The organism is uncultured Maribacter sp. (genome assembly GCF_947495965.1).
Classification (GTDB): domain Bacteria; phylum Bacteroidota; class Bacteroidia; order Flavobacteriales; family Flavobacteriaceae; genus Maribacter_B.
Map to the genome: position 1 here is coordinate 939,705 of NZ_CANMBB010000001.1, position 12,688 is coordinate 952,392.

Below are 12,688 nucleotides of genomic sequence, written 5' to 3' on the forward strand. Positions count from 1 at the left end.
ACAAGAAAATTGCTTTTCAAAAAAGGTTCATATTAATCTTAAACGTAAAGATACTATTTTTTAAATTTTAAAACTGGAGACCTTCCCTTTTTAAAAATTTTATTGCTTACCGTTTTTCCTTTACGCAATTTTTTTTGTTCTTCAAAAGGCAATTCATGTACTGTTTTACAATCATCTGAACAGCAATTATTCATTTTTTCTGCACATGTTGGACACTGAATAAATAATAAGTGGCAAGCTTCATTAGCACAATTTACATGAGTATCACAAGGTTCACCACATTGGTGGCAATTCGCAATTACATCTTCGGAAATACGTTCTCCTCTGCGATGGTCAAAAACAAAGTTTTTTCCAACAAATTTATTTTCTAAGTCCTTATCCTTTACTTGCCTAGTATATTCTATTATTCCGCCCTCTAGTTGGTACACATTTTTAAAGCCCTTATGCTTATAATAAGCACTTGCCTTTTCGCAACGAATACCCCCTGTACAATACATTACTAATTTTTTATCTTCCTTATGATCTTTTAAATCTTCTTCAATAATATCTAAAGAATCTCTAAAAGTATCTACATCTGGTGTAATTGCATTTTTAAAGTGTCCTATTTCGCTTTCGTAATGGTTACGCATATCTACCAAAACCGTATCTGGGTCTTCTATAAGTTCATTAAATTTCTCTGCACCAACATGAATTCCTTTGTTTGTAACATCAAAAGTATCATCAACAAGACCATCTGCTACAATTTTATTACGCACTTTTACTTTTAGTTTTAAGAACGATTTGTTGTCTTGTTCCACAGCTATATTTAAACGCACGTTTTCTAAAAAAGAAATACTGTCTAAATGTTTTTTAAATGCTTCAAAATTTTCTGCAGGTACAGATAATTGTGCATTTATTCCCTCGTTAGCAACATAAATGCGCCCTAGTACATCTAACGCATTCCAAGTAATAAATAAGTGGTTTCTAAAAACAGTAGTATTTTCTATGTGTGCATATTTGTAGAAAGAAATAGTAAGTCTCTCCTTACCTGCCTCTTCAATAAGGGCAGCTCTTTCCTTTGCACTTAATGTATTGTACAGTTGCATGCTATACTAATTTTTAAGTTAAAAAGATTTATGAAGCTACAAAACTAAACATTAAATAGAGGGAAACAAAAAAGAGTCTTGAAAAATCAAGACTCTTTATCGACCATTCCAATTAATCCTTTTCATAGCATTCTTTGAGTAGTGCTAAAAGGAGATGGTCATCATTGCCTACTGCCACTAAAAACAGTAGATTATATATTGAGTTAGTATATACTTTTTTTATAAGATGCAATTTTTTAAAAAAGGTTGCGTAAGCTTCAAAAAAATATTTTTAAAGCCATAAAATCTGTTAATAAAATTAAATTCCTGATTGTTATTTTGATAAAAGAATTGGTAATTTAGCTAGCCTAAAAAAATAGATAATGAGTTCTGAAAAAGATGCGAAATTAAAAGCCCTTAAACTAACCCTAGATAAATTAGACAAAACATACGGTAAAGGTTCCGTAATGAAATTAGGAGATAGTGTTATAGAAGATGTTGAGGTAATTCCGTCTGGTTCACTTGGTCTTGATATTGCTTTAGGCGTTGGTGGTTACCCTAGAGGTCGTATTGTAGAAATATACGGTCCAGAATCTTCTGGTAAAACAACTTTAACTTTGCATGCTATTGCTGGTGCTCAAAAAAATGGCGGTATTGCTGCTTTTATTGATGCAGAACATGCTTTTGACCGTTTTTATGCTGAAAAATTAGGAATAGATATTGATAACTTAATTATTTCGCAACCAGATAATGGAGAGCAAGCTTTAGAGATTGCAGATAATCTTATTCGTTCTGGTGCTATTGATATTGTTGTAATTGATTCTGTTGCTGCTTTAACTCCAAAAAGTGAGATTGAAGGAGAAATGGGAGATTCTAAAATGGGACTTCATGCAAGGCTTATGTCTCAGGCATTACGTAAACTAACGGGATCTATTAGTAAAACCAATTGTACGGTTATATTTATTAACCAATTACGTGAAAAAATTGGAGTAATGTTTGGAAACCCAGAAACTACTACTGGTGGTAATGCCTTAAAATTCTATGCTTCTGTACGTTTAGATATTAGAAGGTCTACACAAATTAAAAATACCGATGGCAATGTTCTAGGAAATAAAACTAGAGTAAAAGTGGTTAAAAATAAAGTAGCTCCTCCTTTTAGAACTACAGAGTTTGATATTATGTATGGTGAAGGGATTTCTAAAGTAGGAGAATTAATTGACCTTGGTGTTGAGTATGAAATAGTAAAGAAAAGTGGTTCTTGGTTTAGCTATGGCGATACTAAACTTGGTCAAGGTAGAGATGCTGTAAAAGCATTAATATTAGATAACCCAGAATTGTTTGAAGAATTAGAGTCTAAAATTCGTGAAGCAATAAATGCTGTAAAGTAAATAGCGTATAGCTAAGTTATCAGAGCATTTAAATCTCGATTATCGAGAAAAAACAAGTCTTTTCCCCATATATTAAAGCAAAAACGCAACCTTTAGCATAAGCAAACATCTTAAAATAAAATGTTTGCTTATGAAAAGGCTTGTTTCCCTTATTGCTATAATTTTTCTAGGTACTTTACTAAGTAACTGTAGTGTAGATAATGACAGTCCAAACTTTAAATTTGTTCCTTTACAAATTATAAGTGCCCAATTACCAGAATCTTTTAATTTAAATGAATCCTATCAAATTAAAGTTTCCTTTATTAAACCAAACGGCTGTACTTCTTACGAAGGCTTTGATGTTACCAAAGAAGACCAAACTATACGTAATGTTGTTGTTGTAGGCTCTGAGCGTATAGATATCGATGATTGTACAGAACAAGCGGTTGAACAAACGGCAGAATTTAATTTTGTTGTACTTTACAACGAAACATATACCTTTAAGTTCTGGCTCGGAGAAACTGCATCAGGAGAAGATGAGTATTTAGAAATTGATGTGCCAGTAAACGAGTAGTAACAACTAAACAAACTTTAAATTGAGTCTAGAAGAACTCATACATAAATGTAAAAAAAACGATAGAAAGGCCCAGGCTCAATTGTATAGCATGTTTTCGCCAGTACTTTTTAGCATTTGTCTTAAGTACTCTCGTAATAAAACCGAGGCAGAAGATAGTTTGCATGACAGTTTTATGACTATTTATGAAAAAATAGGGCAATATAAATCTAAAGGCTCTTTTGAAGGTTGGTTAAAAAGAATTACAGTTAATACGGTATTACAGAAATACAGAAAAAAAGAATATCTAAACGCTGTTACAGAAAACACAGAAGATATTATAGAGGTAGAACAGGAAGAGAGCGAAATTAGTTTACAAACACTACTAAGTTATATTCAAGAACTACCATCAAAATATAGAATAACTTTTAATTTATATGTTCTAGATGGGTATTCTCATAAAGAAATAAGCGAGCTTTTAGGAACTACCGTAGGTACCTCAAAATCTAACCTAGCTAGAGCAAGATTAATATTAAAAGAAAAAATAGAAACCAAAACCGCCCAATCTATAATAGTAGGAATTTTAATATTTGGATTGGAAAACGCATAAAACGTCTCTTGTTTGCCTAAACCAGCATACCATAAGACATAAGATAGTATAAAGATGAGTAAAATAAAATTAGACAAACTTTTCCAAGAAAAGTTTAAAGGCTTCCAGGAGCTGCCAGACGAAAAAGTCTGGCAATCTATAGAGGCTTCTTTAAATGAAAAAGAAAAAAAACGAAGAGCTATTCCACTATGGTGGAAATTAGGTGGCGTAGCAGCAATAATTGCATTGGGTTTTTTCTTAATGAATCCTTTTAGCAACAAACAAACCATACCTTCTTCTGTTGTAACAGAAACATCAAATTCTAATAAAGACAAAAATAATGCCCAAGAAAAAGAGAATAATTTAATCTTAAAAGAAGAAATTAATACCACAACAAAAATTGCGGAAACGCCTAGTAATACTACTTCCAAAGAAGAAAATGGCATAACTACAGTTTCAAAAAATAATATTCTTAAAAACAATGGCAATAGCAATACAAATAAGCATATTACCAATGCATTCGTAAATAGAAAAAAACCCACTTCTAAAGACAATTTAATTGCCGAAACCAAGAAAGAAAAAGAGGCTTCTTCTATTATAGAGACAAAGAATATTAACAATCTTGCAGAAGTTAATACTGCCAAAAAGGATTTAAATACTTCTACAAATAACCGTCAAGAAACTATTATAACGGAAGAGACTAAAGAGGACGAACTAGCTTCTGAAGAAAAAGAAACCAAAAAATCTATTTTTGAAGAAATTAAAGAGCAAGAAGAAGAAAAAGAAGCATTAGCAAATAAAACTCCGACTAAAAGATGGTCTGCAGGACCTAATGTAGCTCCTGTTTATTTTAATGCTCTTGGAGACGGTTCTCCTGTAGACGCCATGTTTGTATCTAACTCCAAATCTGGAAGCACTAACTTAAGTTACGGGCTTTCTGTGGCATATGAGGTAAACAAAAAGTTAAGTATACGTTCTGGGGTTCATAAAGTTGATTATTCATATAACACAAATAATGTACTTTTTTCTTCAAACTTTAACAGCGCAATAAGTAGAATTAATACTATTAGTTATAATACTAGTTCTTCAAGTTTAGAAGTATTAAGCACAGACACAAATAGTACTCCTAGAAGTTCTCCTAAAGAAAGTTTTGCTTTAGACGCTTCTGCTAAAAGCCCTGCTAAAGAAGGTTCTATGTCGCAACAATTTGGCTATATAGAAGTGCCTTTAGAACTTAATTATACTATATTAGATACTAAGTTTGGTATAAATTTTATTGGAGGTTTAAGTTCTTTATTCTTAATAGATAATTCTATTCTTTTATCTTCTCAAGATATAACTACGGAGCTAGGAGAGGCAAACAATATTAACTCGGTAAACTTTAGTACCAATATAGGAGTTGGTTTAAATTATAAGTTTTCTCCTAAAGTAAAAATAAACGTAGAACCCATGTTTAAATACCAATTAAATACATTTTCTAATACACAAGGAACATTTAACCCTTACTCTATTGGTGTGTATAGTGGGCTAATTTTTAAATTTTAAATAAAGCGACTTTAATAACACTATAAAAGTCGCTTTATTATAGCATATTATTACTTTTCAGAGACTTTTTTTAATAGCTCCATTCCTCTTCCGTTCATTTTTTCCATATCTTTTTTTGCTCCAAAAAGCCACATAAAGAAAGCATCTATAAAGCCCGATTTTAATTTAAAATCTTGTGTTACTTTAATTAAAGTTCCTGTTTGCATAAAAGAATATTCAAAAGTTGGATTTGCCTTAAATGGTTTTTGAATATCACATTCCATTTTTATATACTTTAATGGTACAATTTCCTTTGTTTCTTGGTAACCCAAATCTTTTCCTTTGTTACCCTCCCAATGGAATTGTGCTCCAACTTGCCCATCAGTGCCTTTAATATTTGTTTTTTGAGCTGGATCAGCCTCATAGAACGGTGACCATTTAGTAAAGTTTTTTAAGTAAACTACATTATCAAAAGTAGTTTGTATATCAGATTGAATATGTACTGTTTTTTGAATATGAATCTGTTGTAGTTTATTTGCATTATAAAATCCAATGCCTAAAAACAGAACTAATGCTACGGCAATTATTATTAGTATCATTTTTTTCATTTTTAAAAAATTATATTAATTATCCATTGGTATAATATTACGAACCTCAACAGAACCTCCCATTTTTAAAATTGGGCTGTCTTTAGCCATCTCAACCGCTTCCTCTAAAGAATTTGCGTTAACAATCATATTTCCACTAATTGTTTTGTTATCAGAAATTAGAATTCCATCTAAGACAGATGAATTAGCAGCTATTTGTTTTCCTTCAAAACCTAATTGGTAGGTGCTATCTAATTTTTCTTTCATAGCTATATTACCAATAAAACCTCCCCAATCTTGTCGCATTTGCTCCATTTCTTTTGGTGTTGGTTTGTAATTAGGATTAGGAGTATACCTAAATAACATCATAAATTTTTTCTCTACTTTCATTTCTTTTATTTTAAAGAGTTAAACAATACTTCAAAAGTAGAAGAGGAAAAAGACAAAAAACTTTGCCTATGACAAGAAATAAAAATTAGGCTTTTTTGAGCCAAGACAATTTGCGAAAAACCAAAAGATGAAGAAAAATAATAGTTGGCGGTGCAAAGGCCGGAATAAAACAAAAAGGAAATTCCACCAAAAACTCTACACCCTGAACAGTATTATCTATACTAATTTTAGTAAAGATAATAGCCATAGCAGATGTAATTAAAATATCTACCAGACCAAACGTATTCCAAATTAAAGTAAGCTTATTAGCATAACTTTTATTATTTCTGATAGCTTTGGCAACAAAAACACTTGAGACTGCAGTAAGTAAATCTCCTATACCAGCACATAGAGCAAAAGCTGGTGGTAATAAATCATAAAGATATAGAATAATAAAAGTACCTCCTATTAAACGAAATATGTGAATCTTAACTAAGTGCTCTAGTTTTAAAATTGCATTTGCCTTTTTACATATTTTGGTGCTAAAAATTATAGTTACAAATACTGCTAATGGTAGTGTTGTGGTAACTACAATTTTTGGAGGTAACATTACAGTATCAAAAAAGCCATTAATACTAGCTACTGAAACTATCATTAAATAAACAATGTAAAAGCCAAGAACCAACCAAAATCCGTTTTTAATCTTTCCTCTTTTTGCTAAACGAGCTACCATTAGTATAGGAAATAAAAAAGCCAGTAAAAAAAGAATAGAAAAAATTATTGGAATTTGATTAGAAAACATAGGCTAGTGTTATAAAGTAATTTCTTTTCGGATTCTACTTAAAGATGTATCTGTAATCCCTAAATACGTAGCAATATACTTTAAAGGCACATTTTGAATTATAGAGGGCTTCTCTTTTAATAAATTTAAATACCTGTCCTTTGCCTGATCAGCAATTACGGATATAGAATGATTTTTTAACTCAAAATAATTATTTATTAGTCTTGTTCTTCCTACCTCTCTAAAAGCTTCTATATTAAATAGTTTCATGAAATTAGAAAAGCTAATTTTCCAACATTTTCCTTCTGTTATAGCCTTTATAGACTCTTTACATGGCTTTTTTAAGAAATAAGAATGCCAATCTATCACAATATCATTTACAGAAAAGAATTTGGTTGTAATATCATTCCCCTCTGTATCTATAGTAAAGGAGCGTAAAAATCCTGATTCTAAAAAGTAATAATAACTTGCCACTTTACCTTTTTCAATTAAATAATCGTTCTTATTAAAATCTACTTCTTCAAATTGCGCTACTATTAACTTTAGCTCCTCTGCACTAAAATTCTCCGTTTTAAAAATGCTATTTAAAAAATGTGTTTTATCCATTTTGATCTAAAGGTTCACCTTAACAAAACCCAATTATTCTTAACTAAAGTAGTAATATTTAGTTAATTTCAGCTTTTACCAACTCTTTATAAATCACGTCTCTAACTTCTTCTCGCAATGTAATTTTATCTTCTTCAGCCAATATTCCCGTTTCAAAAAAAGAATGAATCTTTGCTTTAGTAATCCCTGGAAAACCACTAAAAAAAGTGAAAGAGAATCTTTTTTTATTATCGTAAAATGTCATGGGAACAATAGGAATTTTATGTGCAATTGCCATTTTAAAAGCACCATCCTTAAAACTATCTAATACAATATGTTCTTCTGGGACACCACCTTCAGGAAAAATGCAAATACTTAATCCTTGCTCTAATCTTCTTTGCGCTCTTCTATACACTCCTGTTCTACTTTTAGTGCTTTCGCGATCTACTAAAATACATACTCGCTTATAGAAAAACCCAAATACAGGGATTTTTACGAGCTCTTTTTTTCCAACAAAAACAAAAGGATTTTTACTAACATAAAGCATAAGCATTATATCTAACATACTAGTATGGTTTGCCACCAGCATATAACTTTTTCCTCTTATTATTTTTTGTTCTTTCTTTATACTCGGAGGGCAGCCCATACCATATAAAATAGGTATTGCCCATAAATTTCTTGCCAACCAAAAAAACTGAGGATACCACTTTTCTTTAAGAGAAAATAATAACAAGAAAGGAAAAAATAAAAATATTGGTATGGCTACTAAAACATAAAACCAAATACGATATAGAAGCCAGAATATATATTTAAAAACAATCATATAAAACCAAAAATACATAATTGTAATGAGCTATTCTATTAAAAAAATTACCTTTGCCTTACGTTTAACTTATTAATAAAATGCCCTGCTTTTGCAGATAATGCTATGTCTAGAATTTTAACAGGAATACAAAGTACAGGAACACCACATTTAGGAAACATTTTAGGCGCTATTATGCCCGCAATTAAAATGGCAAACGATTCTAAAAATGAGTCTTTTCTTTTTATTGCAGATATGCATTCTCTTACCCAAATAAAAAGTGGAGGAGAGTTACGTAACAATACCTATGCGGTTGCTGCAACTTGGTTAGCATTTGGTTTAGACATTAGTAATACCGTTTTTTATAGACAGAGTGATGTTCCACAAGTTACAGAGCTTTCTTGGTATTTAAGCTGTTTTTTTCCATACCAAAGGCTAACTCTTGCGCATTCTTTTAAAGACAAAGCAGACCGTTTAGATGATGTAAACGCAGGTTTATTTACGTACCCAATGCTAATGGCTGCAGATATTCTTATGTATGATGCCGAAATAGTACCAGTTGGCAAAGACCAATTACAACATATTGAAATGACCCGTGATGTTGCTTCTAGATTCCATGCAAAATTAGGAGAAACTTTTGTTTTACCCGATGCCAAAGTACAAGAGGAAACCATGTACATTCCTGGAACAGATGGTGCTAAAATGAGTAAAAGTAAAGGCAACTTAATAAACTTATTCCAAACAGATAAAAAGTTACGTAAACAAATTATGGGCATCCAAACAGATAGCACCCCTATGGAAGACCCAAAGGATCCTGATACTGATAATGTATTTGCACTTTATAAAATCTTGGCTAACGAGGAACAAATTGCAGAAATGCGTGCCAACTACCTAAATGGCAACTATGGTTACGGTCATGCAAAGCAAGCTTTATATGAAGTTATTGTAGATACCTTTGGAGAAGCTCGTGAAAAGTTTGATTACTACATGAACAATCTTAACGAGATAGATGATGCACTTGCCATAGGAGCAAAAAAAGCTAGCAAGGTTGCAGATGGTGTATTAAAAAGAGTAAGAACAAAACTAGGCTACTAGACTTGCCCTTACTCTTAATCCGTTTTTTACTCGATAATCGAGATTTAAATGCTCCGACGCTTGCGCCGAAATCAATGCTAATTTTCCTTCTAATGCCTCGTGGGCTTGCCCCAAGGTAGTTTACTTTTCAATAGAAATTAACTCTATATCAAAAATTAAAGCAGAATAAGGAGGTATAGAAGCCCCAGCTCCTCTTTGCCCATATGCAATATCTTGTGGAATAAATACCTTCCATTTAGAGCCCGTTGGCATTAATTGTAAAGCCTCTGTCCATCCTGGTATAACTTGCGATAGCCCAAAAACAACTGGTTCTCCTCTTTCTATAGAACTATCAAAAACTTTACCGTCTATTAATTTACCTTCGTAATGTACCTTAACTTTATCTGTAGCTACTGGTTTAGCACCATTGCCTTCTTTAATAACTTCGTATTGTAAGCCACTTTCCGTAGTTACTATTCCTGTTCTTTTAGCATTTTCAGCTAAAAAAAGCTCTCCTGCCTTACTTAATTCTTTTGCTTTCCTTTCTTGTATTTCCTGAATAGTATTTTGTACTTCAGAACGGGCTTCCTGTGAAGTTATTTTTTCTTTTCCGTTAATGGCATCTTCCAGTGCTACAGCAAAAATAGTATACGCTAAAGAATCTATCCCTAAAGCTTTTAAGTTAGAACCTATTTCTACTCCAAAAGCATAACTAAACTTATGAAGGCTATCTTCTAAATTTACACTCTTAGATTTTTTAATTTCTTGAAGTTGAGATTTTAAATCACTAGCTTCTGTCTTTAATTTTGCAACTTCTGCAATTAAATCTTTTTTCTTTTGGGCATAACTATTGCCACCCACAAGTAGTAATATTGCAACAAGGATAAAATTCTTCATTTTTATAATTTATTTTGATGCGAAAATAGTTAAAATTAAAAAGCAGAAAATACTACCGCCATATATTTAATATAAAAGCAAAACAAACCCAATAGTTTGTTTTAAAAAGTAAATAGAATACTGTTTTAAAGAAGGCACTAGATTTTTTGTTGTTTTTTATCCATATAAAACACCTAAAAACAACAAAATACCAATTAGATGAGATGTAAAAGACTGCTTAGTTTGTAAAAAAACTAAATAGCCTCAAATAATTTTCCTGGTAGCGGTCTAATAACCCCTTTCATTTCCATATTTAGTAATGTAGAAGATACTCTATACACAGGAATGTTACATTGCAGTGCTATAGTATCTAAAAGTTGTTTTCCTTCCTTTTGTAAGTAGTTATAAATTGCTTGTTCTTTATCTTCTAATTCTACAAAAAGCTGTTTTTGTACCATTGGCGTAGGCTTTTGCTCTACCTCCCAATCTAATAAATAAATTAAATCTTCGGCAGAGGTTAACATATGGGCCTTTTGTTGTTTTATGAGGTTATTACAACCCAAGCTATACTTGTCTTTTGCTCTTCCTGGAACTGCAAAAACATCTCTACTATAACTATGAGCAATATCTGCAGTGACTAAGCTACCCCCTTTTTCTGCAGATTCTATTACAACTGTAGCCTCTGTCATACCAGCAATTATTCTATTTCTTTTTAAAAAATTCTCTCTTTCAGGATTACTAGTACTCCAAAACTCTGTTAAGAACCCACCATTTTTTTCTATTTCAGGAGCAAAACTAGCATGCTTTTTTGGGTAAATTTGATTTAGTCCATGCGCTAAACAACCAATAGTTTGTAAACCGTGTTTTACTGCTGCTTTTTGTACACAAATATCTACTCCATAAGCAAACCCACTAACAATTATAGGATCTAATGGCGCAATTTTTTCTATAAACTCTTCGCAAAAAGCGGTACCATAACTAGTAATATTTCTTGTGCCAACTACACTAATGATTTTTCTATTTTCAAGGTCTATTTTCCCTCTTTTAAACAAAAGAATTGGGCTATCTATACAGTGTTTTAAATACGAAGGATAATCGGGATTCATAAAATAGCTGTATTCCAGATTATTGCGCTTTATATACGCCATTTCATCCTCTGCAGCTTCTAAGTGTTCTGCATCAAATACGCCCTTTAATGTATGGGTACCTACACCATCAATTTTTAGTAAATTTTGCAATTTTTCTTCAAAAATAGCCTCTGGACTCTCGCAATGCGCAATTAATTTTTTAGCTGTTATGTCTCCAATATTGGGCACTCTTTGCAATCTTAAGACCGCAATTAATTCAGTTGTAGTCATTTATAATTAATGGTTAGTTATTCACAAAATACCGAAAATATAATGTTAATAAAAAGTTATGAGAAGAGTTTCCATAAATCTATTTTTTTACAATCTTTGTAGCGATGGTATTAGAACACTATATAAGCGATTTATTGTACAGGTATAACTGTGTGGCAGTTCCAAATTTTGGAGCTTTTTTAACTCAAAAAAGAAATGCCAAATTGGTAGAGGAAAGTAATACTTTTTATCCGCCTACTAAAGAGATTTCATTTAACAGACAGTTAACCACTAATGATGGTTTATTGGTTTCGTACATTGCTGAGGCAGAAAAATCTACTTATGAAGCTATTCTTGCTAAAATTGAAAATGTAGTTACAGAATGGACAGAAGAGCTTACAAATAACAAGATACTTTTCCTTGAAAATATTGGCGAATTAACTTTAAGTGCTGAAGAAAAAATTCAATTTAAACCATTAGAGAAAGTAAATTATTTAACTAGTTCTTTTGGTCTTACATCTTTTAACTCTGCTTCTATAACAAGAGAAGTTTTAAAAGAAGAGATAGAGCAGTTAGAAGAGACTATACCTTTTATTATTACCCCTGAAAAAAGAGAAACAACTTCTTTTAGACCCTATTTAAAATATGCTGCAATATTTTTACTTGCGTTGTCTACAGGATTAACCGCTTATAGAGGGTACAAACAATCTGAAACTACGAAACAATTAGTACAACAAGAAGCACAAGAAAGAGTTTCTAAACACATACAAGAAGCTACATTTTTTGAAACTTCTCCACTAGAGTTGCCTTCTATTACCTTAGATGCAACTACTGCTATTAAGAATGCTATACATGGTGATTCTGACAAAAACCAAACGGTACATTATATAGTTGCTGGCGCATTTAGATACAAAACTAATGCAGAGAAAAAAATAAGACAATTAAACAGACGTGGTTACAATGCATCTTACTTTGGAACAAATGCACACGGCCTACATATGGTGTCTTATGACCATTTTACAGATACAGAAGAAGCCTTAAAAACATTAAAGCAAATTAAGCATACACACGCTAAAGATGCTTGGTTATTTTCTGCTAAATAATAACTAATTCTTTCTTTTTTACAAACAAATACCATTCTTTTACAAAGCTTTTGGTTATAATAATTTACATATAACCT

14 protein-coding genes are annotated in these 12,688 nt (G+C 31.5%); 6 read left to right on the plus strand and 8 right to left on the minus strand.

Annotated elements, in window-relative coordinates:
• Nucleotides 1-53: 53 nt before the first annotated feature.
• Nucleotides 54-1,085, minus strand: a complete 1,032-nt coding sequence (locus tag Q0820_RS03830) for a rhodanese-related sulfurtransferase (protein WP_298485255.1) — start codon at nt 1,083-1,085, stop codon at nt 54-56.
• 362 nt (nt 1,086-1,447) lie between these two features.
• Between Q0820_RS03830 and recA the strand changes: the two genes are divergently transcribed.
• The 4 genes from recA (at nt 1,448) to Q0820_RS03850 (ending at nt 5,118) form a co-directional block, all read left to right on the plus strand.
• Entirely contained in the window at nt 1,448-2,452 is a 1,005-nt protein-coding gene (gene recA, locus Q0820_RS03835; protein ID WP_121064187.1) for a recombinase RecA, read from the plus strand.
• Nucleotides 2,453-2,582: 130 nt separating this feature from the next.
• Nucleotides 2,583-3,005 carry a hypothetical protein gene (locus tag Q0820_RS03840; RefSeq protein WP_298485259.1) on the plus strand — a complete coding sequence of 141 codons (423 nt, stop codon included), beginning with the start codon at nt 2,583-2,585 and terminating at the stop codon, nt 3,003-3,005.
• Between the two features lie 22 nt (nt 3,006-3,027).
• The gene (locus Q0820_RS03845) at nt 3,028-3,594 is read left to right on the plus strand and encodes a sigma-70 family RNA polymerase sigma factor (protein ID WP_298485261.1); all 567 of its coding nucleotides are present in this window, start codon (nt 3,028-3,030) and stop codon (nt 3,592-3,594) included.
• Nucleotides 3,595-3,648: 54 nt separating this feature from the next.
• Complete coding sequence (locus Q0820_RS03850; RefSeq protein ID WP_298485263.1) at nt 3,649-5,118, plus strand: hypothetical protein; 1,470 nt, start codon at nt 3,649-3,651, stop codon at nt 5,116-5,118.
• A 50-nt stretch (nt 5,119-5,168) separates the two neighbouring features.
• On the opposite strand, the gene Q0820_RS03855 is transcribed toward Q0820_RS03850, so the two are convergent.
• From Q0820_RS03855 to Q0820_RS03875, 5 genes are all read right to left on the minus strand, one after another.
• Nucleotides 5,169-5,696, minus strand: coding sequence for a hypothetical protein (locus tag Q0820_RS03855; RefSeq protein ID WP_298485265.1), 528 nt, complete (start codon nt 5,694-5,696; stop codon nt 5,169-5,171).
• Between the two features lie 24 nt (nt 5,697-5,720).
• Nucleotides 5,721-6,074 carry a YciI family protein gene (locus Q0820_RS03860; RefSeq protein WP_298485266.1) on the minus strand — a complete coding sequence of 118 codons (354 nt, stop codon included), beginning with the start codon at nt 6,072-6,074 and terminating at the stop codon, nt 5,721-5,723.
• An 85-nt stretch (nt 6,075-6,159) separates the two neighbouring features.
• Nucleotides 6,160-6,855: a hypothetical protein gene (locus Q0820_RS03865; protein ID WP_298485268.1), complete on the minus strand. Its 696-nt coding sequence runs from the start codon at nt 6,853-6,855 to the stop codon at nt 6,160-6,162.
• A 9-nt stretch (nt 6,856-6,864) separates the two neighbouring features.
• On the minus strand, nt 6,865-7,440 hold the full coding sequence (locus Q0820_RS03870) for a Crp/Fnr family transcriptional regulator (protein ID WP_298485269.1): 576 nt from the start codon (nt 7,438-7,440) through the stop codon (nt 6,865-6,867).
• A gap of 58 nt (nt 7,441-7,498) precedes the next feature.
• Nucleotides 7,499-8,242 (minus strand): 1-acyl-sn-glycerol-3-phosphate acyltransferase, encoded by a 744-nt coding sequence (locus tag Q0820_RS03875; RefSeq protein WP_298485271.1) that lies wholly within the window; start codon nt 8,240-8,242, stop codon nt 7,499-7,501.
• 105 nt (nt 8,243-8,347) lie between these two features.
• Here Q0820_RS03875 and trpS point away from each other — a divergent pair, with 105 nt between their 5' ends.
• Entirely contained in the window at nt 8,348-9,316 is a 969-nt protein-coding gene (gene trpS / locus Q0820_RS03880) for a tryptophan--tRNA ligase (RefSeq protein ID WP_298485272.1), read from the plus strand.
• 120 nt (nt 9,317-9,436) lie between these two features.
• Here trpS and Q0820_RS03885 read toward each other — a convergent pair whose 3' ends face one another.
• Nucleotides 9,437-10,192: an FKBP-type peptidyl-prolyl cis-trans isomerase gene (locus Q0820_RS03885; protein WP_298485273.1), complete on the minus strand. Its 756-nt coding sequence runs from the start codon at nt 10,190-10,192 to the stop codon at nt 9,437-9,439.
• Between the two features lie 233 nt (nt 10,193-10,425).
• Nucleotides 10,426-11,529 carry a DNA-processing protein DprA gene (gene dprA, locus Q0820_RS03890; protein ID WP_298485275.1) on the minus strand — a complete coding sequence of 368 codons (1,104 nt, stop codon included), beginning with the start codon at nt 11,527-11,529 and terminating at the stop codon, nt 10,426-10,428.
• 104 nt (nt 11,530-11,633) lie between these two features.
• Between dprA and Q0820_RS03895 the strand changes: the two genes are divergently transcribed.
• Nucleotides 11,634-12,611, plus strand: coding sequence for an SPOR domain-containing protein (locus tag Q0820_RS03895; RefSeq protein WP_298485276.1), 978 nt, complete (start codon nt 11,634-11,636; stop codon nt 12,609-12,611).
• Nucleotides 12,612-12,688 lie beyond the last annotated feature (77 nt).

What these genes read in the sequence shown, in the direction of transcription:
- Q0820_RS03830 (WP_298485255.1), bottom strand. Translation starts at nt 1,085, where the DNA reads ATGCAACTGTACAATACATTAAGTGCAAAGGAAAGAGCTGCCCTTATT.
- recA (WP_121064187.1), top strand. Translation starts at nt 1,448, where the DNA reads ATGAGTTCTGAAAAAGATGCGAAATTAAAAGCCCTTAAACTAACCCTA.
- Q0820_RS03840 (WP_298485259.1), top strand. Translation starts at nt 2,583, where the DNA reads ATGAAAAGGCTTGTTTCCCTTATTGCTATAATTTTTCTAGGTACTTTA.
- Q0820_RS03850 (WP_298485263.1), top strand. Translation starts at nt 3,649, where the DNA reads ATGAGTAAAATAAAATTAGACAAACTTTTCCAAGAAAAGTTTAAAGGC.
- Q0820_RS03855 (WP_298485265.1), bottom strand. Translation starts at nt 5,696, where the DNA reads ATGATACTAATAATAATTGCCGTAGCATTAGTTCTGTTTTTAGGCATT.
- Q0820_RS03860 (WP_298485266.1), bottom strand. Translation starts at nt 6,074, where the DNA reads ATGAAAGTAGAGAAAAAATTTATGATGTTATTTAGGTATACTCCTAAT.
- Q0820_RS03865 (WP_298485268.1), bottom strand. Translation starts at nt 6,855, where the DNA reads ATGTTTTCTAATCAAATTCCAATAATTTTTTCTATTCTTTTTTTACTG.
- Q0820_RS03870 (WP_298485269.1), bottom strand. Translation starts at nt 7,440, where the DNA reads ATGGATAAAACACATTTTTTAAATAGCATTTTTAAAACGGAGAATTTT.
- Q0820_RS03875 (WP_298485271.1), bottom strand. Translation starts at nt 8,242, where the DNA reads ATGATTGTTTTTAAATATATATTCTGGCTTCTATATCGTATTTGGTTT.
- trpS (WP_298485272.1), top strand. Translation starts at nt 8,348, where the DNA reads ATGTCTAGAATTTTAACAGGAATACAAAGTACAGGAACACCACATTTA.
- Q0820_RS03885 (WP_298485273.1), bottom strand. Translation starts at nt 10,192, where the DNA reads ATGAAGAATTTTATCCTTGTTGCAATATTACTACTTGTGGGTGGCAAT.
- dprA (WP_298485275.1), bottom strand. Translation starts at nt 11,529, where the DNA reads ATGACTACAACTGAATTAATTGCGGTCTTAAGATTGCAAAGAGTGCCC.
- Q0820_RS03895 (WP_298485276.1), top strand. Translation starts at nt 11,634, where the DNA reads ATGGTATTAGAACACTATATAAGCGATTTATTGTACAGGTATAACTGT.